The organism is Salinicola endophyticus, assembly GCF_003206575.1.
GTDB lineage: Bacteria > Pseudomonadota > Gammaproteobacteria > Pseudomonadales > Halomonadaceae > Salinicola > Salinicola endophyticus.
Genome location: NZ_PZJO01000010.1, coordinates 125,975 through 149,262 on the forward strand (window position 1 = coordinate 125,975; position 23,288 = coordinate 149,262).

At 67.7% G+C, this 23,288-nt stretch carries 20 protein-coding genes; 8 read left to right on the top strand and 12 right to left on the bottom strand.

Annotated features, from left to right (window positions below; genetic code table 11):
• Positions 1-19: 19 nt before the first annotated feature.
• From DOM66_RS17665 to DOM66_RS17690, 6 genes are all read right to left on the bottom strand, one after another.
• Positions 20-496: an acyl-CoA thioesterase gene (locus DOM66_RS17665; RefSeq protein WP_110677101.1), complete on the bottom strand. Its 477-nt coding sequence runs from the start codon at positions 494-496 to the stop codon at positions 20-22.
• A 355-nt stretch (positions 497-851) separates the two neighbouring features.
• Positions 852-2,165, bottom strand: a complete 1,314-nt coding sequence (locus DOM66_RS17670; protein ID WP_110691048.1) for a short-chain fatty acid transporter — start codon at positions 2,163-2,165, stop codon at positions 852-854.
• A 77-nt stretch (positions 2,166-2,242) separates the two neighbouring features.
• Entirely contained in the window at positions 2,243-3,604 is a 1,362-nt protein-coding gene (locus DOM66_RS17675) for an MATE family efflux transporter (RefSeq protein WP_245392482.1), read from the bottom strand.
• Between the two features lie 58 nt (positions 3,605-3,662).
• Positions 3,663-3,911, bottom strand: a complete 249-nt coding sequence (locus tag DOM66_RS17680; protein ID WP_035475834.1) for a YfhL family 4Fe-4S dicluster ferredoxin — start codon at positions 3,909-3,911, stop codon at positions 3,663-3,665.
• Between the two features lie 19 nt (positions 3,912-3,930).
• A complete protein-coding gene (gene coaD / locus DOM66_RS17685) occupies positions 3,931-4,419 on the bottom strand; it encodes a pantetheine-phosphate adenylyltransferase (protein ID WP_110677107.1) in 489 nt (162 codons plus the stop codon).
• A gap of 48 nt (positions 4,420-4,467) precedes the next feature.
• On the bottom strand, positions 4,468-6,345 hold the full coding sequence (locus tag DOM66_RS17690; protein WP_110677314.1) for a beta-ketoacyl synthase: 1,878 nt from the start codon (positions 6,343-6,345) through the stop codon (positions 4,468-4,470).
• A gap of 328 nt (positions 6,346-6,673) precedes the next feature.
• On the opposite strand from DOM66_RS17690, the gene trmB reads away from it, so the two are divergent.
• The 4 genes from trmB (at position 6,674) to DOM66_RS17710 (ending at position 10,068) form a co-directional block, all read left to right on the top strand.
• Entirely contained in the window at positions 6,674-7,333 is a 660-nt protein-coding gene (gene trmB, locus DOM66_RS17695; protein WP_110691050.1) for a tRNA (guanine(46)-N(7))-methyltransferase TrmB, read from the top strand.
• Positions 7,334-7,394: 61 nt separating this feature from the next.
• Positions 7,395-8,843, top strand: a complete 1,449-nt coding sequence (gene dacB, locus DOM66_RS17700; protein ID WP_110691051.1) for a D-alanyl-D-alanine carboxypeptidase/D-alanyl-D-alanine endopeptidase — start codon at positions 7,395-7,397, stop codon at positions 8,841-8,843.
• 170 nt (positions 8,844-9,013) lie between these two features.
• Positions 9,014-9,463, top strand: a complete 450-nt coding sequence (locus DOM66_RS17705) for an META domain-containing protein (protein WP_110677113.1) — start codon at positions 9,014-9,016, stop codon at positions 9,461-9,463.
• Positions 9,464-9,561: 98 nt separating this feature from the next.
• Positions 9,562-10,068, top strand: coding sequence for a GNAT family N-acetyltransferase (locus DOM66_RS17710; protein ID WP_110691052.1), 507 nt, complete (start codon positions 9,562-9,564; stop codon positions 10,066-10,068).
• A gap of 57 nt (positions 10,069-10,125) precedes the next feature.
• Here the strand turns inward: DOM66_RS17710 and DOM66_RS19765 are convergent, their stop codons facing one another.
• Positions 10,126-10,599, bottom strand: coding sequence for a hypothetical protein (locus tag DOM66_RS19765; protein ID WP_188115215.1), 474 nt, complete (start codon positions 10,597-10,599; stop codon positions 10,126-10,128).
• A gap of 95 nt (positions 10,600-10,694) precedes the next feature.
• On the opposite strand from DOM66_RS19765, the gene DOM66_RS17720 reads away from it, so the two are divergent.
• On the top strand, positions 10,695-11,429 hold the full coding sequence (locus DOM66_RS17720; RefSeq protein ID WP_110691053.1) for a TSUP family transporter: 735 nt from the start codon (positions 10,695-10,697) through the stop codon (positions 11,427-11,429).
• 54 nt (positions 11,430-11,483) lie between these two features.
• On the opposite strand, the gene DOM66_RS17725 is transcribed toward DOM66_RS17720, so the two are convergent.
• Positions 11,484-12,410, bottom strand: a complete 927-nt coding sequence (locus DOM66_RS17725) for an AraC family transcriptional regulator (protein ID WP_232825274.1) — start codon at positions 12,408-12,410, stop codon at positions 11,484-11,486.
• A 250-nt stretch (positions 12,411-12,660) separates the two neighbouring features.
• On the opposite strand from DOM66_RS17725, the gene DOM66_RS17730 reads away from it, so the two are divergent.
• Positions 12,661-13,734 carry an NAD(P)-dependent alcohol dehydrogenase gene (locus DOM66_RS17730; RefSeq protein WP_110677118.1) on the top strand — a complete coding sequence of 358 codons (1,074 nt, stop codon included), beginning with the start codon at positions 12,661-12,663 and terminating at the stop codon, positions 13,732-13,734.
• Between the two features lie 150 nt (positions 13,735-13,884).
• On the opposite strand, the gene DOM66_RS17735 is transcribed toward DOM66_RS17730, so the two are convergent.
• Positions 13,885-14,700 (bottom strand): acyl-CoA thioesterase, encoded by an 816-nt coding sequence (locus DOM66_RS17735; protein ID WP_110691054.1) that lies wholly within the window; start codon positions 14,698-14,700, stop codon positions 13,885-13,887.
• 106 nt (positions 14,701-14,806) lie between these two features.
• Between DOM66_RS17735 and tadA the strand changes: the two genes are divergently transcribed.
• Entirely contained in the window at positions 14,807-15,274 is a 468-nt protein-coding gene (gene tadA / locus DOM66_RS17740; protein ID WP_110677122.1) for a tRNA adenosine(34) deaminase TadA, read from the top strand.
• On the opposite strand, the gene DOM66_RS17745 is transcribed toward tadA, so the two are convergent.
• Together DOM66_RS17745 and mltF are read right to left on the bottom strand one after the other, a co-directional pair.
• Positions 15,269-17,227 carry a diguanylate cyclase domain-containing protein gene (locus DOM66_RS17745; protein WP_110691055.1) on the bottom strand — a complete coding sequence of 653 codons (1,959 nt, stop codon included), beginning with the start codon at positions 17,225-17,227 and terminating at the stop codon, positions 15,269-15,271. The genes tadA and DOM66_RS17745 overlap by 6 nt on opposite strands.
• A 59-nt stretch (positions 17,228-17,286) precedes the next feature.
• Positions 17,287-18,738 carry a membrane-bound lytic murein transglycosylase MltF gene (gene mltF / locus DOM66_RS17750; protein ID WP_110677126.1) on the bottom strand — a complete coding sequence of 484 codons (1,452 nt, stop codon included), beginning with the start codon at positions 18,736-18,738 and terminating at the stop codon, positions 17,287-17,289.
• 266 nt (positions 18,739-19,004) lie between these two features.
• Between mltF and purL the strand changes: the two genes are divergently transcribed.
• Entirely contained in the window at positions 19,005-22,946 is a 3,942-nt protein-coding gene (gene purL / locus DOM66_RS17755; protein ID WP_110677128.1) for a phosphoribosylformylglycinamidine synthase, read from the top strand.
• 114 nt (positions 22,947-23,060) lie between these two features.
• On the opposite strand, the gene DOM66_RS17760 is transcribed toward purL, so the two are convergent.
• On the bottom strand, positions 23,061-23,279 hold the full coding sequence (locus DOM66_RS17760; protein WP_110677130.1) for a DUF2835 family protein: 219 nt from the start codon (positions 23,277-23,279) through the stop codon (positions 23,061-23,063).
• Positions 23,280-23,288 lie beyond the last annotated feature (9 nt).

Here is a 23,288-nt window from a genome sequence, read left to right on the forward strand (position 1 = left end):
TCGGTGCCACCGCCGGGGCTCACTCGTCGTGGTGGCCCTGGCGGTAGGCGGTCGTGGCGTTGCGCTCTTCTTCGGCTTCCTGCTTGCGCAGCTTCTTGCGCATCGCGGCCTTTTCGAAGCGTAGCTTCTGTATCGGGGTCTTCAACGCCAGCGGTGGCACCTCGACCGGGTGTCCCGTGCTGTCGACCGCCACCATGGTCAGGTAGCAGCTATTGGTGTGGCGAATCACGTGCTCCTGGATCGACTCGGCCAGCACCTTGATGCCGATCTCCATCGACGAGCGACCGACATGATTGACCATGGCGAGGAAGGTGACCAGCTCGCCGACATGGATCGGCTGCTTGAACAGCACCTGATCCACCGACAGTGTCACCACATAGCTGCCGGAGTAGCGGCTGGCGCAGGCGTAGGCGACTTCGTCGAGCTTCTTGAGAATCGCCCCGCCATGCACCTTGCCACTGAAGTTGGCCATGTCGGGGGTCATCAGAACGGTCATCGACAGCTCGTGCTGTCGCGGGAAATCGTCGGGCGTCACGGTGTCCTCGGCGTTGTCTGACCCAGTATTGTCGTGGGCCAGATGTACCACAGATCCGGGGTGACTACCCGTATTGCGGTGCGTTCAGACACGATACCTATGGGCATGAGCTTTATTTGAAAAGCTGACGAGCGAAGGCAAGACAAGGCAAAAATCGGCGAAGACGGACCGGGCTGGCGTTCCAGTTTACAGGGTGTAAATGAGCATGTGACTCGCTCCGCTCGCCCTTCGGGCCGTCCTTCGGACGTTCTGAACGTTGTTCAGTGAGCCGATTTTTAACGCCGTATTGCCGAGCGTAGTCCTTTTCAAACGGGACCTAGAAGAACGTCAGGCCCAACCCGATGATCACCCCGGTCACCACCAGCTGGATCAGGCAGAAGCCCATGATGTCCTTGGCGTTGAGCCCGGCGATGGCGAGCACCGGCAGGGCCCAGAACGGCTGCAGCAGGTTGGTCCAGGCGTCACCCCAGGCCACCCCCATCGCCACCCGCGCCACATCGGCGCCCAGCGCCTGGGCCGCGGGCAGCATCACCGGCGCCTGCACCGCCCACTGGCCACCACCGGAGGGGACGAACAGGTTGACCACGCCGGCGCTGATGAACGACCAGAAGGGCAGGGTGTCGGCGCTGGCGATGGCGACGAACATCTCGGAGAGCGACTGCGCCAGCCCCGACTGCATCATGATGCCCATGATGCCGGCGTAGAAGGGGAACTGGATGACGATGCCGGCACCGCCCTTGATCGCCTCCTGGAGACTCGTCAGCAGGCTGCGCGGGGTGCGGTGCAGCACGATCGCCAGCGACAGGAACAGGAAGTTGACGCTGTTGAGGTTGAGCCCGCCGTCGGCGAAGACGAAGTAGTGGATCAGATAGACGAGCCCCGGGATGCCCACCAGCCACGACAGCAGGGTGCTGTTCTCGAGCCGGTCGGCGGGGCGCGGGGTGCCTGTCGGCGCGGCGCTGTCGGGCTCGGCGAGCTGAGACGGCTCGACGTAGACGCTCTCGCGCTCGTCCGGCAGCATCCAGCGATTGATCAACGGCATGACCACGAACAGGATCCCGACGATCAGCAGGTTGTAGAGCGAGAAGATCGTCTGCGAGGTGGGGATGATACCGATCTGGGCCTCGCTGAAGTGGCCCGGGGTGGCGATGGTGAGCGGGATCGAGCCCGCCAGGCCGCCGTGCCAGACGACGAAGCCGGAGTAGGCGCTGGCGATCAGCAGGCGATAGTCGACCCTTATCCGGCGTGCCAATGCCTTGGCGAACAGCGCCCCGATCACCAGCCCGAAGCCCCAGTTGATCCAGCTCGCGGCGAGCGACACCAGGGTCACCAGCACGATCGCGCTGCCGGGGGAGCGGGCCAGGCCGGCGAGGGCGTCGAGCAGGCGCTTGACCGGCGGTGAGCTGGCGAGCATGAAGCCGGTGACCAGCACCAGCAGCATCTGCATCGAGAAGGCCAGCAGCCCCCAGAAGCCGTCACCCCAGTAGCGCATCACCGCCAGCGGTGACTGCTGCTCGAACAGCACCGCCGCCAGCGCGGCGACCAGTGTCAGCAGCAGCACGAAGATATAGGGATCGGGCAGGTAGCGCTCGACCAGTTTGACGGCGGGGCGGGAGAGTTTCTGCAGCATGGCGACGGGGCTCGCTGTTGTTTTCAGTACAGCCTAATGCATTCCCCGAGCCTTGATTAGTCAACCTTGGTCGACGACTAGCTGACTGATTCCGCGGCACTTTCGGCCCTGGGGGCGGCACGCCAGCGGGTTCGCCGATAGTGCACATAGCAGGCACCGAGGGTGGCCGAGCGCACCAGCGTGAAGACCAGGAACGCGAACCACAGGCCATGGTTGCCGAAGCCCCGGGTCAGCCACCACACCGGCAGATAGACGGCCAGACCCAGCCAGACCGAGTTGCGCATGGCGCGGCTCTCGGTGGCACCGATGAAGACACCATCGAGCAGATAGCTCCAGACCGCCAGCAGCGGCATGGCGATCATCCACGGCAGGTAGTCGCTGGCGGTGGCGCGTACCTCTGGCAGGTCGGTGAGCCGCGCGATCAGCCAGTCGCCGCCGAGGGCGAACAGCGCCATCGCGCCCCCTGCCACCAGCAGCGAGAGCTTGCCTGCCGCGCGCACCGCGTCGCCGAAGTCGTCCCAAGCGCGCCGGCCCACCGAGCGCCCGGTCAGCGCCTCGGCGGCATTGGCGAAGCCGTCCAGGGCGAAGGAGGTGAGCATGATGAACTGCAACAGCACCGCGTTCGCGGCCAGGGTGGTATCGCCGAAGTTGGCCCCCTGGGCAGTGAAGAACGCCTGCGCGAACAGCAGGCCCAGGGTGCGCACGAAGAGGTGCTGATTGACCCGGATCAGCGCGGCGTAGTGTGCCCACACCCGCAGCGCCTGGCGCGACAGCGAGCCGCCGAGCTGACGGCAGTGCACCGCTACCCGCCACAGGCCGAAGGCCAGGGCGGTGTAGTCGGCGAGCAGCGAGGCCCAGGCAACGCCATCGCTGGCCAGCCCGAAGCCGACCACGAACAGCAGATCGAGGACGATGTTGACGCCGTTGGTCAGCAGCAGGATCGCCAGGGTGATACGCGTCTTCTGCTGGCCGATGAACCAGCCCAGGATGGCGTAGTTGGCGAGCACCGCTGGGGCCGAGAAGATACGGATATGGGCGTAGTCGGCGGCCAGCTGCATCGCCGTCTCGCTGCCATCGAGCAGCCACAGCCCGCCGGCGATCAGTGGTCGCGAGAAGAGGATCAGCATCACCCCGATCACCGTCGCCATCACCAGCGACTGGGCCAGCAGCAGGCGCACGTCGCTGTCGTCCTCGCGGCCCACCGCCTGCGAGGTGAGGCCGGTGGTGCCCATGCGCAGGAAGCCGAAGCCCCAGTAGAGGAAACTGAACAGCGTGGCGCCGAGGGTCACCGCGGCGAGATAGCGCGAATCCGGCAGATGGCCGACCACCGCAGTATCCACCAGCCCCAGCAGGGGCACGGTGATATTGGAGAGAATGATCGGCCACGCCAGCGTCCAGACGTGGCGGGTGGAGTAGCGGGGGGTGTCCTGGCTGGCCACGGGCATCCTTGCAGGCGGGGAAGAGGCGTGCGCTGGCGCAGCGGCCACCGCGACCCGCTCAGGCGGCGGTGATGATCTCGTACTTCTCCATCAACTGCTCACGCGTCTCCGGGCGCTCGGGGTCGAGCGGAATGCAGTCGACCGGGCACACCTGCTGGCACTGGGGCTCGTCGAAGTGGCCGACGCACTCGGTGCAGCGCGCGGGGTCGATGACGTAGATCTCCTCGCCGGGCGAGATGGCGTCGTTGGGACACTCCGGCTCGCAGACATCGCAGTTGATGCATTCGTCGGTGATCATCAGGGCCATGTGGCTGTCCTCGCGGCGCTCAGGCGCCGTCTATCGCGAAGCGCCGGCGGAGTGCGTCGACCACGCACGGCGATACGTGTTGGGAAACGTCCCCGCCGAGGCGCGCGATCTCGCGCACCAGGGTCGAGGAGAGATAGGAGTTCTGGATCTCCGGGGTCAGGAACAGCGTCTCCACGTCCGGCGACTGGGCGCGGTTCATGTTGGCCAGCTGCAGCTCGTACTCGAAATCCGTGGCGCCGCGCACCCCGCGCAGCAGGATGCGCGCGTCGAGCCGTGTCAGCAGTTCGGTGAGCAGGCCGTCGAAGCCCACCACCTCGACATTGGGCCAGTCGGCGGTCACGTCGCGTGCCAGCGCCTCGCGTTCGGCCAGCGCCAGCGCTGGCTGCTTGCGCGGGCTGGCGGCGACCGCGATCACCACCTTGTCGAAGATCCGCGCGGCGCGCTGGATCAGATCGCGATGACCGTTGGTGATGGGGTCGAAGGTGCCGGGATAGACCACGGTATTCATGCACTCACTCTCCTGCCGGTTGCCGCCGCAGCGCACGCTCGCGTGGGCTCACTCGAGCGAGCCGAAGGGATTGTCGGCCTTGAGCGATACCGGCTGAGCATAGCCGGGGATGCGGATGGCGTCGGCACCCACCTCCAGCTCGGGGCCTTCGAGTACGCCCTCGCCGAAGCGATAGATCACCTCGAAGCGGCCGCTGTCGGCGGCTTCGCGGTACTGTTCCGAGGCGGCCAGCGCCTGCTCGCGGCGCCCGCGCCAGGCATCCACCGCGCGCTGGCCGTGACGCTTGACCAGCAGACGCTCGGTCACTGCCGGCGAGAGTAGCAGCCCGGTGGCATTGTTGCCGCCGAAACCCTTGGCATTGATGAAGCTGGCGTCGGCCTCGAACGCCAGCGGCTCGCGGAAGAAGCGCAGGCGCTCGGCGAAGACGTCGTCGGCCACCGCATCCAGCGTCGGGATGCCCGGAATATAGCCGTGGGCGAAGGTGCCCAGGGCGCTGGCGATCTGATCCCCCGCGGCACTGCCCTGGGAGTGGCCGATGAACGCCTTGATCGCTGCCACCGGCCAGTTCTCGATGCCGTTGGCGCGCGCCACCTGATCGAAGATGTGCGACTCGGTGGTGCGGTTCTTGGGCGTGCTGGTGCCGTGGGCGTGCAGATAGGTGCGCTGGCGCACGCTGTCGTCGCCGAGGATCGAACGCGCCAGAGCGACCGACTTGCCCAGGGTAATGTAGTTGCCGATGCCCGGGGCCGAGATCGAGCGCTTCCAGCCGTCGGCGTTGACGTGCACGTCCGGCACCGCGCCGAGGATCTGGGCGCCGGTCTCCAGCGCCAGCGAATCGTCCATCAGCAGCACGAACTGCGAGGCCTCGGCGATGGTGAAGCCGCAGTTGCGCGCGAACGGCCGACAGGCGCGCTGGTAGTCGGCGTCGGTGAGCAGCTCCAGCGCATCCAGCGCCATCAGGCTCTGGTCGTCGGCCAGCGCGCTCATGGCACGGAAGCCCTCGATGATCTCGGGGGTCACCGGGGCATCGCTGGTGCCGACCATCACCATGCGGCGGCGGCCCTGGCGGATATCCTCGACCCCGAGACGCAGGTTATAGAGGAAGGTTGCACAGGCGCCCTGGATCGCGCCGGTGGCGCCCACGCTGCCGAGCACGTAGGCGTTGAGGAAGTCGGCCGGCATCTGGCCATAGCCCAGCGGCATCTGCTTCGAGGTGGTACGGCTGCCGGTGACGAAGCTCTTGAGCATGCCGCCCCAGCCGGCATCGTCGAGCTGGCCGATGGAGTTGCCGGCATAGACTGCGATGGCATCGGGGTCGAGCTGGCCGCGCACGCGCTCCCAGTCGAGGCCGCTCTGGCCGAGACAGTCGCTGACCCCGAAAATCGCCATCGACAGCCCGCGCGGGTGGTGCACGCTGCGATAGAAGGTGTCCGGGGCGAAGCCGAGCGGCAGCTGGCCGGCGGCGCGAACGGCGGCCTGGCGGCGCTCCGGCAGCAGCGCCTGCAGCGCCCCCGCGGGCACCGCGACCTCGACCGTGTGGCGGTCGATCTCGCGCACTTCCCAGCCCGCCGGCAGCGGCTGCGGCAGCTGCCGGCGCGAGGTGGTGAAGCGCACCGGTTCGGCGAAGGTCATCGCCAGCTCGCGGTTGCCGGGGATGCCCGCGGCGCCGAAGGCGTCGCTCTCGATGCGGCGGATCAGGGTGTGGGCGAGGATGTGCTCGCGATAGCGGGCGACGATCTGGGGCGCGTCGAGGGCTTCGCCCTCGGCGTTCTCCCAGCCGCCATCCGCGCTGCGGGTAACCAGGCGCATGAGGGTGGCCAGGGCCACCAGGGTCTGGGTCTGTGCCGTCTCTGGCAGGGCTTCGAGAATCGTGCGGCGGTAGGCGTGGTGCCCGGAGGTTCTTCCCGCGGCATTGACGCCGCCCATGCCGACGATCACCGGTAAATGTGACAAGCCACGTCCCTCGTGAGCGTTGGGGGCAATCGGGCTCTTCGAGACAGGGAGTGACGCAGCGACGAGAAAGGGCGTCTCCCGACAGGGCGCGTGCCGATCGCGGGAATCGACGAAACACGGTGAACCGCGCCTGCCTTCGAAGGGCGTATTGCCAAGATTGGCTGAATGTGGGCTGGGATGATACACCCGCGCGTGCGTGTCGTCATGCCGCGGCCGTGCCGAGAGGAGGGTTCGCGTGGCAGGATCGTCGGCTTTCAGGCTGGTAGACTGGCGGGTCTTTCCGGTCGTCAGTGTTCCTGCCATGCAATCGTCTTCGCGCGCTATCGTCAGTAACCAGAGTGGGCCCCATCGCGATCTCGCCGCGCGCGTCGCGCGTGCACGCGCCAGCGTATGGCAACGTCCGCCGGCCCAGCACACCCGCGACGCCTTCGAGGTCGCCGCGGCCTGGCTCACCGTCAGCGGCAAGCCGCTGATCCTCGATGCCGGCTGCGGGGTGGGGCTCTCCACCCGGCGTCTGGCGCTCTCCCATCCCGACCACGCGGTGATCGGGGTCGACCGCAGCGAGCAGCGGCTCTCCCGCGACCACGGCGAGCTGCCGGTCAATGCGCTGCTGGTACGCGCCGACCTGGTCGACTTCTGGCGTCTGGCCCAGGATGCCGGCTGGCGCCCGGCGCACCACTATCTGCTCTATCCCAACCCCTATCCCAAGAGCGCCCAGCTCAAGAAGCGCTGGCACGGTCACCCGGTCTTCCCGACGTTGATCGCGCTGGGCGGCCGGCTGGAGCTGCGCTCCAACTGGGCGATCTACGTCGAGGAGTTCGCGCTGGCGGTGGAAACACTGTGCGGCCGGCGTGGCGAGTGGGGCGCGTTCACCCCCGAGGAGACTTTCCTGACCCCGTTCGAGCGCAAGTATGCCGAGAGTGGCCAGACGCTGTGGCGCTATGCGGTCGATCTCGACTAGTCTCGGCGCATCGGTTTTGACTAATGCGCTAATCATTCCACCCAGTGCGGACGTTCTCATCATGCGGCAAGCGTTGTATCGGGGCTTTCTGGCCTCCTGTCTGGTCTCGCTCTCCACGCTCTCGCTGGCCGCGCAGGCGGCGGGTTTCGATCACGTCGCCCAGCTCGCCGACAAGGGCTTTGCGATCAGTGCCCAGGCACGCCTGCTGGGCAGCGGCGAGGTGCTCGGGGCGCTCGACCCCGACCGCGCGCTGTCGCCGGCGTCGGTGACCAAGCTCTATACCGCGGCGGCGGCGCTCGACCGCTGGGGCCCGCAGCACCGCTTCACCACCCGCTTCGTCTCGGTCGGCAGCGTCGATCCCGGCGGCACCCTGCACGGAGACCTGGTGCTCGAGGGTGGTGGCGACCCGGCGCTCACCTCCGAGGAGCTGTGGCGGCTGATCCAGAAGCTGCGCGAGAGCGGCGTCAAGCGTGTCGATGGCCAACTGGTGATCAGCCAGTGGCGCTTCGGTCCGGTGCGCTGCACCACCACCGACCGCTGCGAGACACGGACCCGTGGCACCAACGCCTACAGCGCGCTGCTGTCGTCGGCGGCGATCAACTACGGCAGCTGGTGCGCCACGGTGGCGCCGGGTGCGGTGGGCCAGCCGGCACGGATCACCAGCTGCGATACCGTGACGCCGACCCTGCGGGTCGACAATCAGGTGCGCACGGTCGCCGCCAACGGCTCGCTGAGTCTCTCCGCCGCGCGGGTCACCGACAGCCAGGGTGACACCCTCAAGGTCAGTGGTCAGATTCCGGCCGACAGCTTCCCCCAGGCGATCTACAAGGCCAGCTCCGACCCCGCCGACCAGACCGGCCAGACGCTGCTGGCGCTGCTGCAGCAGTCCGGGGTGGCGGTGGGTCGCGGCTATGCGGTGAGCCAGCAGCCGCCCCCGGTGACCGCCACGCAGCTCGCCGCGGTCGAAGGCAAGCCGCTGCAGGAGCTGTTGCTGCGCACCCTCAACTACTCCAACAATTTCATGGCCGACACCCTGGCGATGGATCTCACCGTCGGTTCCCAGCAGCAGCTGGCGGACGCCGGGGCGATGCTAGAACGCTTCGCCGCCGGCCTGCCGGGGCACGGCCCAGCGACGCTGAAGAGCGGCAGCGGGCTGACCCCGGGGAACCGCGTCTCGGCGCGCAGCGTGGACGCGCTGTTGGCGGCGATGTACGCCAACGCCTCGCTGTTCCCCACCTTCGTCGCCGGCATGCAGGTGCCGACCAACGGGCCGATGCACTTCATCCGTCGCGGCAGCGAAGTGTTCCAGGATCACGTGATGCTCAAGACCGGCACTCTCAACGAGCCGGTCACGGTGCGCGCCATCGCCGGCTACTTCCGCACCCGTGAGGGGCGCTGGGGCAGTTTTGCGGTGCTCATCAACGGCACCGCCTCGACCCCGTATCTCTCCTGGCGCGAGAGCCTGCCGCTGATCGCCGAGGACCTGACCGCGATGATCGAAAGCCACTGACCTGATCCCGGAACGGGGCGCGAGTTGTCGACAGTGGCCAGGTCGGGCGAAGATAGCCTCAGGTTCTGTACGAAAACGGCCTGCGCTCGCCGACTTTTCGTACACACCGCTGCGAGCGGCGTGCCACCGAGGCGGCGCGCCGTCCTATCCGTCGCCGGAGGTCTCTATCTATGTTCACGCTGCCCAACTCCCTGCGTCTCGCCCTGCTGGGGCTCGCGCTGGCAAGCCTGCTCGGTGGCTGTGCCGGCCACACTGCGCCGGCGTCCAGCGAGTCACTGGTCGATACCTACTGGCGTCTGGAGAGTCTGGGCGGCGAGTCGGCGGTGGTGGATGACCAGCAGCGCGAGGCGCATCTGGTATTCAACGCCGCCGGCCACGTGCGTGGCTCGACCGGCTGCAATCGGCTGATGGGGCGTTACCAGCATACCGGCGATGCACTGAGTTTCTCGGCTCTGGGTACCACCCGCCGCGCCTGCCCCGGGGCGCTGCAGGGGCAGGAGCAGGACTGGCTCGACGTGCTCTCGCGCACCCGGCATCTGTCGCGCCGCGGCGATCGGCTGGTGCTGGAGGATAGCCGCGAGCGGGCGCTGGCCACGCTGCGCGCGACGGCACTCTACTGATCCCGCCGGCGGGCGGCACCCGCGCGCCGCCTGCGCTTGCGACGCGACCCTGCAAAGGCGCGTCGACCCGAATCACGATGATATGGACGAGCCCCCGCATGACCCCGATCGAGTGCCAGTTCGACGCCCATGGCGACGCCGTGATGTCGATCTTCAACGACGCCATTCTCAACACCACCGCGCTCTACGAGTATCAGCCTCGCACGCTGGATGTCATCGAGCAGTGGTTCCGCACCAAACACGCAGGTGACTTGCCGATCCTCGGCGTGCTCGACGAGGCTAGCGGCCGGCTGATGGGCTTCGCCAGCTATGGGCCGTTTCGGCCCCATGCCGCCTACCGCTACTGCATCGAGCACTCGGTCTACGTCGATCGCGACTATCGCGGGCGTGGCGTGGCCCGCTGCCTGATGGAGGCGCTGATCAGGCGCGCCGAGGCGCAGGGCTACCACAGCATGATTGGCGGCATCGACGCCACCAATGTCGCCAGCATCGCGCTGCACGAGCGCCTCGGCTTCAGCCACGCCGGCACCGTGCGCGAGGTCGGCTACAAGTTCGAGCGCTGGCTGGATCTGACGTTCTACCAGCGCCTGCTGGGCACGCGCTAGGCGTTGTACGGCACCTGCCTGCGCGCGAGGACTCTAGGTGCAGAACCTGGCTACGCTTCAGGGCGCGGCGTCACCCGTGCCGGCCGGCGTGTTGGCCTGGCTAGCGTTGTCACTGGTGTCGCTGCTGGCATCGTCAGTGGTGTCCGTCGGCGTATCCGGCATGGCGTCCGCGCCCGCGGTGAGCTTGTCGGCGGGGGCGATGAAGACCTCCTGGCTGGCGCGCAGATAGAGGCAGAGTTCCTGCTCCGCGCGGCCGTTCATGTGCTGCTGCGGGTAGTGCCCCTGGAGCAGCAGGGCGGTGGTGCCGGCCTCATCGTCGAACAGCACCGGCGCGCCGGCCGGTTCGGCGTCCGTGAACTGGCTGGCGTCCGTGCACTGGGCGATCACGTCGCGGGTCTGGTCTTCCCAGGCCGCGGGGCTCGACGCCCGGGCGGGCAGTGCGGTCAGGGCCAGCGAGGTCGTCACGGCGACGGCCAGGAACGCCAGCGAGAATCGGCAAAGCGGTTGCTGCGAGCGGGTGGGGCAGGGCATGCGGATCATCCTTCAGTGAACAACTGTCGGGTCAAGGGCGCGCCGGCGCGCGAGGCCGGGCCGGGGCAGGACTATTTTGGGAGTATAGACCTTTCATGACCCTACCCATTTCACTGCTGTTTCTGGGAGTGGTCTTCGCCACCTCGGTGCTCTCCGGGATATTCGGCATGGCTGGCGGGCTGGTCCTGCTCGGCTTTCTGCTCGCCTGGCTGCCGGCGGCGACGGCGATCGCCGTGCACGGGGTGGTCCAGCTCTCCGCCAACGCCTCGCGGGCGTGGCTGTCGCGACACTTCATCGACTGGCGCATCGTCGGTGGCATCGCCGTCGGGGTGGCGATCGCGGCGCTGGCGCTGGCGCTGGTGCGCTACCACCCCAGCGAGACGGTGGTGCTGATCGTGCTCGGGTTGATGCCGGTGATGGTGTGGATCCCCAAGCGCTGGTTCCATCTGGATGTCTCGCGCCCCAGCCATGCGGTGCTCTGTGGCGTGGTCTCCGGCGGCCTGACCATCGCCGTGGGCGTGTCGGGGCCGACCATCGACATCGGCTTCATTCGAACCCATCTCGACCGTCGCACGGTGGTCGCGAGCAAGGCCTCGATCCAGGTGATCGCGCACTCGCTGAAGATCGTCTTCTACTGGCAGGCCGCCGCCGCCATGGGCGCAGAAGCGTGGGGCTGGGTACTGCTGGGGCTGCCGCTGGCGGTGCTCGGCACGCGCAGTGGCAACCTGATTCTGACCCGCCTGAGCGACAGCGGCTTTCGCACCTGGACGCGCTGGATCGTCACCGTGGTGGGCGGCTACTACCTGATCCGCGGGCTGGCTGGCCTCTGACCTCGGTCCGCAGGCGCGGCCTTGCCTGCCGCGCCCCGAACATGGGCCCGTGGCTCACCCCCGGGAGGGGCTGACGCCGAAGTAGCGCTTGTATTCGCGGCTGAACTGGGAGGTGCTGCGATAGCCCACCTCGCTGGCGGCGCGAGCCACGTTCATGCGCTGCTGGCCGAGCAGCGCCCGCGCCTTGAGCAGCCGCAGGCGCTTGAGATACTGCAGCGGCGACTGCTGGGTGGTGCGCTTGAAGTGGTGGTGGAAGTGCGAGGCGCTCATGTTGGCCTGGGCGGCCAGGGTCTCCACCGTCAGCCCGCTGGCGAAGTGGTGATGCAGATAGTTCAGGGCGTCGATGATCCGCGCGTACTGGCCCTGGCGCTGCACCAGCTGGCGCAGCGATGGCCCCTGGGGCCCGCGCAGCGCGGCGAACAGCACCTCTCTCACGCGCCCCGGGCCGAGCACCCGGCTCTCGGTGGCGTCGCCGAGGCAGTCGATCAGACGCAGCACGCACGCCTCCATGGTCGTATCCAGCTCCACCGCCGCCATCGGCGCCGGGTCGCCGAGCTCGCGCCCCGACTCGGGCAACTGCTGCACCAGCTCGCTGAGAGTGAGGGGATCGAAGGCGATATTGATTCCCAGCATCGGTGCGTTCTCCGGCGTGCGCGTCTCGCACTCGAAGGGCATCGGCAGCGCCTGGACCAGATAGTTGCCCGGCCCGTAATGGATCACCCGCTCGCCCAGGTAGCCGATCTTGTCGCCCTGGGCGATGACGAAGATACCCGGCTCGTAGATCAGCGGCGTACGTGGATAGCTGCAGTGCGAAGCGATCAGGCGCACTCCCTCCACGGCGGTATCGAGAAAGCCTTCGCCGTTGACCAGCGGGGCGATCGCCTCGGCCAGTCGACGAGCGGAGACCGTGTCGTTGGGCATGCGGCCGGCCGGCGCCGCCGACGGCGCGCGGTCGAGCAGTGGTGAGCGTATCTCGAGCATCGGCGGGTCCCCTGCGCTGCGGTATCTTGTGGCCCGGCGGACCGGGATGACGGCCGCCTGGAAGGCTAAGTGTAGTTAGGTTTCGGGGTATTGTGCACATTTTTTACGCAAGACGTGCCGAAATCAGCTTTCCATAAGCAGAATCCGGCAGACCTTTGGCAGGATCGAGCATGGCGGCGCGGCCCGCGATGCACCACACTTCGTCGCGTCATTCACGGGTCGCAAGCGACCCCGAAAAGGAGCTTCCCTCATGAGCGAGAAGACACCGGCCAAAGGGTATGCCGCCCACTCCGACAGCTCGCCGCTGGCGCTGTGGAACTTCGAACGTCGCGCCCCGCGCCCCGACGACGTTGCGATCGAGATTCTCTACTGCGGCGTCTGCCACAGTGACCTGCACTTCGCCCGCGACGACTGGGGCATGGCCTCCTATCCGGTCGTCCCGGGTCACGAGATCGTGGGGCGCGTCACCGCGGTGGGCGACGACGTCAGTCAGTACCAGGTCGGCGATCTGGTCGGCGTCGGTTGCATGGTCGACGCCTGCCGCGAGTGCAAGGCGTGCCAGGATGGTCTGGAGAACTACTGCGCCGAAGGTTTCGTGATGACCTACGGCAGCCCCGACAAGCACGACGGCACCCTGACCCAGGGCGGCTACTCGGACAAGGTGGTGGTCAGCGAGCGTTTCGTGGTGCGCATGCCCGATGGCATCGACCTGAAGTCCGCGGCACCGATCCTGTGTGCCGGCATCACCACCTATTCGCCGCTCAAGCATTACGGCGTCAAGCCGGGCGACAAGGTCGGCGTGATCGGCATGGGTGGCCTGGGCCACATGGGCGTCAAGCTGGCCAAGGCGCTGGGCGCGGAAGTGACCCTGTTCACCCGCTCCGAGTCGAAGAAGGTCGAAGCCAAGCAGCAGGGCGCCGACCACGTGGTCATCTCCACCAGCGACGACGAGATGCAGGCGGTCGCCGAGACCTTCGACTTCATGCTCGATACGGTGCCGGTACAGCACGACATCAATCCCTACCTGGAGGCGCTCAAGCCGGACGGCACGCATATCCTGGTGGGACTGCTGGAGCCGATCGACCCGGCCATCTCCGGTGCCAACCTGGTGTTCCGTCGTCGCGTGCTCGCCGGCTCACTGATCGGCGGCATGCCGGAAACCCAGGAAGTGCTCGATTTCTGTGCCGAGCACGGCATCACCTGCGACGTCGAGATGATCAACATCGATCAGATCAACGAAGCGTGGGATCGGATGCAAAAAGGTGACGTCAAGTACCGCTTCGTCATCGACATGGCCTCGCTCAAGGAGGCTCAGGCAGCCTGAGGCAAGCCCAAGGGATGGCCCGGCGGCGATTCGCCGGGCCAGTCAGGGCATCCAGGTACGTCCGTCGGCGTGCGGTGCGCTGCCTGACAAGCTCCCAGGGTAATGATGCAAGCGTGCGGCCTCCGGGCCGCGCGCTTTTTTTGCGTCGGCTCAGTGCTCGCTGACCCGCACCATGCCCTCCTGGGCGGTGGAGGCGACCAGGCGACCCTGGGTGTCATAGAAGCTGCCGCGGGCGAAGCCGCGCGCGCCGCCCGCCCAGGGACTATCCATGACGTAGAGCAGCCAGTCATCGAGCTTGGGGTCCTCGTGGATCCACAGCGCGTGATCGAGACTGGCAATGCGCAGGTTCGGGTCGCCCAGGGTGACGTCGTGGGCCAGCAGGCTGGTCAGCAGCAGGTTGAAATCGGAGCTGTAGGCGAGCAGATAACGGTGCAGGGCCGGATCGGTGGGCAACGCCCCACCGGTGAGACGGAACCAGATCATCCGCGACGGCGGGCAGGCGTGGCGCTCCTCGACGGTGATGAACTCCACCGGGTGATTGCGGAAGCGCTGATGCACCGCCTCACCGCGGGCCAGCAGCGCCTCGGGATGCTCGACCTCGGGGGCACTCGTCTGATGGTGAATGCCGTTCTCGCGCCCCTGGAAGGAAGCACTGCAGAAGAAGATCGGCTTGCCCTTCTGGATCGCGGTGACGCGGCGGGTGGTGAAGCTGCCGCCGTCACGCACGCGGTCGACCGAGTAGATCACCGGCAGCTCGGCATCACCGCGGCGCAGGAAGTAGCCATGCAGCGAGTGCAGGTAGCGATCCTCGGGCACGGTGCGGGTGGCGGCGGCGGCCGACTGCCCCAGCGCCTGGCCACCGAACAGCTGAGGCAGGCCGAGATCCTGGCTCTGGCCGCGGAACAGATTCTCCTCCAGGGCTTCGAGACCCAGGAGGGTGACGAGATCATCCAACGCTTGGCTCATTCGCGTATCCTTGCGTGCAGTGGTGACAGCGGTATTGATCAAGGTAGTGATGGTCGGCGTGCCTGCCCAGGCGCGCGCCAAGGGCGATCCAACGAGCGGGTAGCGCATGACCCAGAGTGACGAATTCTACATGCATCGGGCGCTGGAGCAGGCGCAACTGGCGTTGGCGGCGGGCGAGGTGCCGATCGGCGCGGTGGTGGTCGATGCCGCCGGCGAGGTGATCGGGCGTGGCTACAATCGGCCCATCGCCAGCCACGACCCCACCGCCCATGCCGAGGTCCAGGCGCTGCGTGACGCCAGCCTGACGCGGGCCAACTACCGTCTCGACGGCTGCGCCCTGTTCGTCACCCTGGAGCCTTGCCTGATGTGCACCGGGGCGATGATCCACGCGCGCCTGGCGCGTCTGGTCTACGCCGCCGCCGAGCCCAAGGGCGGCATGGCCGAGTCCCGCGCCAATCTGTTCGCGCAGCCCTGGTTCAACCATCGTATCGAGGTGCGCGGAGGCGTGCTGGCCGCGCCGTCGCGGCGCCTGCTCAAGGGCTTCTTCCAGGCCCGTCGGGCGGCCGACTCATAGCGCCAGGCCGTCGATCTCGACCCGATTGCGGCCGTTCTGCTTGGCCCGATAGAGCGACTCGTCGGCGGCCTGGAACAGCGGCTCACGCTGCAGCGTTCCGCCGCCCGTCACGCTGACGCCGATGCTCAGGGTCAACGGCCGGCCGTCGGGTTGTACCAGCTCGGTCTCGGCCACCGAGAGGCGCAGCGACTCGGCCAGATGCCGCGCCTGCTGGCGATTGCAGCGGGGCACGCAGGCGACGAACTCCTCGCCGCCGTAGCGCGCGAAGATACCGCCAGCCTCCTCGATCTTATCGCGGCAGCACGCCGCGACGGTGGCCAGGTAGCGGTCGCCGGTCAAATGGCCGAAATGGTCGTTGATACGTTTGAAGTGATCCAGGTCGCAGATCATCAGCGCCAGCGGCAGTGCCTGTTGGTGCTCGTCCAGCCAGTTCATCAACTGGCGGCGGTTGGGTAGCTGGGTCAGCTCGTCGTGGCGTGCCAGCCACTCGATCTCGCCCTGCAGCCGCTCGCGCTGGGCGATCTCGTGGCGCAGCGAATCGTTGGTCTGGCTGACCAGGCGGTGCTGCTGGGCCAGTCGGCGATAGACGTAGAGCACCATGTAGACCAGATAGGCGAGCACCAGGCCGAAGACCAGCGTGATCTCCGGTACCCGGTCGCGCTGGCGCAGCAGCAGATCGAGATCGGGCTGCACGCTGAGCAGGAGGGTGTCGGCGCCGATCCGTACCGGGCGCTGATAGCGCCAGTCCGAGAGGTTGGCCAGCGGGCCACCGTGGAAATAGACCTGCTTGTGGTCGAGTATCATGATCGCGCGGTCGCGACTATGGGTCTGGCGCAGCAGCGACTTGAGCAGGTTGTCGACGCTGACCACCATGCCCACCGCACCCAGCAGCTCGCCATCGACGATATCGCGCACTGGCAGGTAGCTGATCACGCCGCGCCCCCCCTGCAGGAAATCGATGATCCCGGTTTGCCCCTCGATGCCGTAGACCAGCGGCCGGTCGAGCACGGCGTTGGCCCTAGCCTGGCTCTGATAGAGGTTGATGCCGAGCAGGGACTGATTGCCGCGCAGCGGATAGACGCGCAGCACCTTGCCGTCGCGATCGATGAAGGCGATATCGCGGAAGTAGCCGAAATCCTCGTAGTAGCGCTTGGCCTGACGCTCCCACTCGGAGCGGGTGGGAATCTGCCCGAGCATGTCCCAGAAACTGGCGAAGCGGCGCATCGCCTTGAGGTGGGCCTCGGTCTCCGTGGCGAGCAGGGTGGCGATACGGTCACCGTCGTTGGCGATCTGGGCGAACAGCCGGTCATTGTCGTTCTGGCGCTGTTGCTGCCAGCCGAACAGCACGACCAGCATGATCGTACCGGCGATCGCCAGCGGCGGCAGGATCCGTTGCCAGTAGCGCATCAGTGGCGCCACCAGGCGCGCCAGCTGGCTGCCCCAGAGCAGCCAGAGTGCCGCCAGCAGCGCCGGTGGTGCGCCGATAAGCGCGCTCGCATGGGGCGGTGCGGGCAGCAGCGAACGCGCACTCACCAGCGCCGTGCAGCCGGCGACGAGCAGCAGCAGCACCGGCGACCCCAGGCCTAGCCGACTGAGCAGCAGCAGGTTGAGCATCAGCGTGAACAGTGCGGCCAGCGTCAGCGGCGAGGGCCTTACCTGGTAGAGGGTCCAGTCACCCGGTAGACGGTCGAGCCAGCCCTGCCAGGTGGCGGTGGCGATCCAGCTTTCGCTGATCATGACGCTGGCGAGGATACCGAGGGTCACCAGCGCGGTGGGGATCAGCAGCCAGCGGCTGAGCGCGATCCAGCGCTGCCAGGAGAGCCACTGGCCCAGCGCCAGCAGTCCCAGCAGTGGCGCCAGCACCCAGCGCTGAGCGGGGTCCTCCCCGGACCAGAGTGTCCAGACGATGAGCGGCAGGCTCAGGTAGAGTGTGAGACTGGACACCAAGCGCATAGGTGATAGAGGGCTCCTAGAGGTGCAGCCACAGAGTGCGTGGCTGCACCGGCCACGGCTTACATCAGGGGCGTGACGATTTCCAGCGGCGTCATGGTGTCGCTGTCCAAGGTGCGCTGGCCCAACTGATCGAACTGCTGCTGGCTGCGATTGACGTACTTCAATATCTCGTAATAGCGGCGCACGTTACGCACGTAGATCACCGGCTCCCCGCCCCGAGCATACCCATGGTTGGCTTGCGAATACCACTCGCGCTGCTGCAGCAGCGGCAGCGCCTCGCGCACGTCGATCCAGCGGTCGGGGTCGCCGCCGCGCTGGGCGGCGATGGTGCGGGCGTCGAAGAGGTGGCCAAGCCCCACATTGTAGGCCGCCAGCGCCATCCAGGTGCGGTCGGGTTCGGGGATCGAGGCGTCCAGCCGATCGCGCACGTGAAGCAGATAGCGCGCGCCGCCGTCGACGCTCTGGCGTGGGTCGAGGCGATTGTCGATGCCGATCTCGTCGGCGGTGGGTCGGGTCAGCATCATCAGGCCGCGCACGCCGGTGGGCGAAGTGGCATCCGGCCGCCAGTGCGACTCCTGATAACCCAGTGCGGCGAGCAGACGCCAGTCGAAGCCGGTATCCCGGGCGGCTTCCTTGAAGTAGGGCACGAAGCGCGGCAGGCGGTTGCGCACATGGCGAATGAACAGGCGCGCGCCGACGTACTCGAGATAGTCGTCGTGGCCGAAGTAGCGCCCGATCAGCTCGTCGAGATCGCCGCTCGAGCGTTGCTCCGCGATGAAGCGGTTGGCTGCTTGCTGCAGCGCCAGCGGCTGGCTGGCGGAGAACGCCCAGACCAGCGTCAGCGGCTTGCCCAGGGCGAAGCCGCGCTCGACGTTGGGGAAGAACAGCCGGTTGAGCTTGAACTGGTGGGTATAGATCACCGCGGCATCGAGATCGTCGCGCTCGACCATCTCCAGCAGATCGGCGATGGCCAGATCGTCGGCTTCGCGCCAGCCCAGGCCGGGCAGATTCTGCTGCTGGGCACGCAGCGCGGCGGCGCTGCCGGAGCCGGCGATCACACCGATCCGCAGATTGAGCAGGTCATCGAGGGTACGCACCGGCGGCAGCCCGCGGCGATAGACCACCAGCGGCTGCAGGGTCAGGATCGGCTGGCTGTAGCGCAGCCCGCTGCGGCTCTGATCCAGGGTGAGCGCGGCCGCGCCGAGGTCGGCCGTGCCCCGGCGGACGTCGTCGAGCACATCCATGATGCGGCTGTCGTTCTTGACCGCCAGGCTGACCCCCAGCGAATGCGCGAAGCGCCGCACCAGCTCGTACTCGAAGCCGGTCGGCCCATGGCCACCCTGATAGAAGGTGATCGGGCCATTGCGGGTAGCGACCTGCAGGAAGTCGCGCTGACGGATCGAATCGAGTCCGTCGCCCAGGCGCGGCAGCAGCTCGGCGGGGCATAGCAGGGTGGCCAGGGCCAGCAGTACCGTCAACGCAGCACGCAGGCGCTTTGAAAGATGGAGCATGCGATGGGATCGGTCACGGCGTGACGCCACACCATAGCCGGCCGCGGCGCCGATGTCATCTCCTCCGCGGGCGCGCCGGCGGGCGCTAATTAAGGTGCGATTGGTGGTAGGCGCGGTTTCGGCGCTGCCCGCGGTGCGGGCTTAGCGAGCGGCGCCGCTTTCCAGTATCATGGCGCCCTGATTCGGCCGTGCTGCCCCGATTCGCCCGATCGATCCGCGCTCAGACAGCCACGCGATCCCTGACCGTCCTGGAGGCTTTCCTCGCCATGCTCGAATTGCAAGGCGCTCCCGCGCTATCTGCATTCCGTCACGCCAAGCTGCTCGCCGACCTGCGCGACGCAGTGCCCGAAGTCGAGACCCTCGAAGCCCACTACGTCCATTTCGTCGACCATCGTGACGATCTCGACGCCGCGGCCCGCGAGACCCTCGAGCGGCTGCTCGACTACGGTCACGACACGCCGGCTGGCCACGACACGCAGGCGCGTGGAACGGCAGGCAACGACGCCGCGGCGCACGGCCACCGTTTCCTGGTGGTGCCGCGGATCGGCACCATCTCGCCGTGGTCGTCCAAGGCCACCGATATCGCCCGCAACTGCGGTCTGACTCAGGTCGCCCGGCTCGAACGAGGTATCGACTACCGCGTGACCTTCCGGCAGGCGCCCCAGGCCGAGGCCTTCGCCGCGCTGATCGCCTGTCTTCACGACCGCATGACCGAGAGCGTGCTGCAGGATGCCAGCGATGCCGCCAAGCTGTTCTCGCAGCAGGCGCCGGTGCCGCTGGCCACGGTCGACGTGCTCGGCGGCGGGCGCCCGGCGCTGGCCGCTGCCAACGGCGAGCTGGGGCTGGCCCTGGCCGACGACGAGATCGACTATCTGGTCGCGGCGTTCGGCGAGCTCGGGCGCAACCCGACCGACGTCGAGCTGATGATGTTCGCCCAGGCCAACTCCGAGCACTGCCGCCACAAGATCTTCAACGCCGACTGGGTGATCGACGGCGAGGCGCAGAGCCACTCGCTGTTCAAGATGATCAAGAACACCTTCGAGCAGTCGAGCGACAAGGTGCTCTCGGCCTACAGCGACAACGCCGCGATCATCGAGGGCAGCCGCGCCGGCCGCTTCTTCCCCGCGCCCGAGACCCAGGTCTACGCCGCGACCCAGGAGCCGATCCACATTCTGATGAAGGTGGAGACCCACAATCACCCCACCGCGATCGCCCCGCACCCGGGGGCGGCCACCGGAGCCGGCGGCGAGATCCGTGACGAGGGCGCCACCGGCCGTGGTGGCAAGCCCAAGGCGGGGTTGACCGGCTTCACCGTCTCCAACCTGCGCATCCCCGAGTTCGTGCAGCCGTGGGAAGCCTTCGACTACGGCAAGCCCGAGCGTATCCAGTCGGCCCTAGACATCATGCTCGAGGGGCCGATCGGCGGTGCGGCGTTCAACAACGAGTTCGGCCGCCCCAACCTCAACGGCTTCTTCCGCACCTTCGAGCTCGACGCCGTGGGGGCGGCGGGCATCGAGCGCCGCGGCTACCACAAGCCGGTGATGCTGGCCGGCGGCTACGGCAGCGTGCGCGACGCCCATGTGCTCAAGGGCGAGATCCCTGTCGGTGCCAAGCTGATCGTGATGGGCGGCCCGGCGATGCTGATCGGCCTCGGCGGCGGTGCCGCGTCGTCGATGGCGTCGGGTGCCTCCAGCGAGGATCTCGACTTCGCCTCGGTGCAGCGCGGCAACCCCGAGATCGAGCGCCGCGCCCAGGAGGTGATCGACCGCTGCTGGGCGCTGAACGAGGCCAATCCCATCGCCTTCATCCACGACGTCGGCGCCGGCGGGCTCTCCAATGCGCTGCCGGAGCTGGTCAAGGATGGTGGCCGCGGCGGCCTGTTCGATCTGCGCGCGGTGCCCAATGCCGAGCCCGGCATGAGCCCGCTGGAGATCTGGTGCAACGAAGCCCAGGAGCGCTACGTGCTGGCGGTATCGCCGGACCAGCTCGAGCGCTTCGATGCCATCTGCCAGCGCGAGCGCTGCCCCTACGCGGTGGTCGGCGAGGCCACCGAGGCGCACCATCTGAGCGTGCGCGACGACCAGTTCGAGGCCGATCCGGTGGATCTGCCGATGAGCGTGCTGTTCGGCAAGCCGCCCAAGATGCAGCGCAGCTTCGAGCGTCACACCCTCAACCTGCCCGGCCTCGGACTCGACAATCTCGACCTGCGCGAGGCGCTGGACCGGGTGCTGCGGCTGCCCACGGTGGCGTCGAAGAGCTTTCTGATCACCATCGGCGACCGCTCGATCACCGGCCTGGTGGCGCGCGACCAGATGGTCGGGCCGTGGCAGGTGCCGGTGGCCGACTGCGCGGTCACCACCGCCAGCTTCGACACCCATGCCGGTGAGGCGATGGCCACCGGTGAACGCCCGCCGGTGGCGCTGATCGACCCGGCGGCGAGCGCCCGCCTGGCGGTGGCCGAGACCATCACCAACCTGGCGGCGGCACCGATCGCCGCGCTCTCCGACGTCAAGCTCTCCGCCAACTGGATGAGCGCGGCCGACCATGCCGGCGAGAACCAGGCGCTTTACGATGCCGTGCACGCCGTGGGCATGGAGCTGTGCCCTCAGCTCGGCATCGCCGTGCCGGTGGGCAAGGACTCGATGTCGATGCGCACCGCCTGGCAATCCGACGATGAAGAGAAGAGCGTCACCGCGCCGCTGACGCTGGATATCACCGGCTTCGCCCCGGTCACCGATGCGCTCGCGACGCTGACCCCGCAGTTGCGTCTCGACCAGGACGAGAGCGACCTGATCCTGATCGATCTGGGGCGCGGCCAGAACCGCCTCGGCGGCTCGGCGCTGGCCCAGGTCTACGGCCAGGTCGGCAATGTCTGCCCGGATCTCGACGAAGCCGAGGATCTGGTGGCGTTCTTCAACGTCATCCAGGGTCTAAACGCCGACGGCAAGCTGCTGGCCTACCATGACCGCAGCGACGGCGGGCTGATCGTGACCCTGCTGGAGATGGCCTTCGCCGGTCACGGCGGACTGGAGATCAAGCTCGACTGGCTGACCGACGATGCGGTGGGCGCGGTGGATGCGCTGTTCGCCGAGGAGCTGGGCGCGGTGATCCAGGTCAATCGCCACGAGACCGAGTTCGTGCTGGCACAGTTCGCCGCCGCCGGGATCGACACCTGTGGCGTGATCGCGCGCCCGCGCTACGATGATCAGGTGCGCGTCACGCTGTTCGAGGAGCCGCTGCTCGAGACCACCCGAGCCATGGCCCAGCGCACCTGGTCGGAGACCAGCTACCGCCTGCAGGCGCTGCGCGACAATCCGGAGAGCGCCAAGAGCGAGTTCGATGGCCTGCTCAACCTGCGCGATCCGGGGCTTTCCGCCAGCCCCACCTTCGACGTCGACGACGATGTCGCCGCGCCCTTCATCAACCAGGGCGTGCGGCCGCGGGTCGCCATCCTGCGCGAGCAGGGGGTCAACGGCCATGTCGAGATGGCGGCGGCCTTCGATCGTGCCGGTTTCGAGGCGGTCGACGTGCACATGAGCGACATCCTCGCCGGGCGCATCACCCTGGACGAGATGAAGGGGCTGGTCGGCTGCGGCGGTTTCTCCTACGGCGACGTGCTCGGCGCCGGCGGCGGCTGGGCCAAGTCGGCGCTCTACAATCCGCGGGCCCGCGACCAGTTCGCTGCCTTCTTCGCCCGCGAGGACACCTTCGGGCTGGGCGTGTGCAACGGCTGCCAGATGTTCTCGCAGCTCAAGGAGCTGATCCCCGGGGCCGAGCGCTGGCCGCGTTTCGTGCGCAACCACTCCGAGCAGTTCGAAGCGCGGGTATCGATGGTCAAGGTCGAACAGACCCCCTCGATCCTGTTCGCCGGCATGGCCGGTTCGACCCTGCCGGTGGCGGTGGCCCATGGCGAAGGGCGTGCGCTGTTCGCCGACAGCAGCCATTTGCGCGGAATGCAGGGCAGCGGCCAGATCGCGCTGCGCTATGTCGACAACGACGGCCAGGTGACCACGCGTTACCCGGCCAACCCCAACGGCTCGCCCTCCGGGGTGACCGGGCTGACCACGCCGGATGGACGCGTCACCATCATGATGCCCCATCCGGAGCGGGTCGCCCGCGCGGTCACCAACTCCTGGCGGCCGGCCGAGTGGACCCGGGACGGGGCCTGGATGCGGCTGTTCCGTAACGCGCGGGTATGGGTGGGCTAGACCACGCACCAGCGTAGCGGTCGAACGCGAACCAGCCGGCTTGCCCCAGGGCAAGCCGGCTTTTTTGTGCTCTTCATTCGGAGACCGACGCCCGCCAGTGCTAGAGCGGCACGATTAGAGCGGCACGATGGCGGTGAAACGCCCACCCCCATCGAAATACAGCCGAAAGCGGCCGTGTACGCCGTCATGGCTCACCAGGCGGTGCAGGGCGCGGGCGGGAAAGCGCACCCGCCGCCCATCGAGGGTGTAGGTCTGAATGCTCTCCACCGCGCCGGCGTAGTAGCTTCGGCACTGGTCGAGGCTGAGATCGAGCGTGATATCGACGCTGGGCATGGGGTGTCC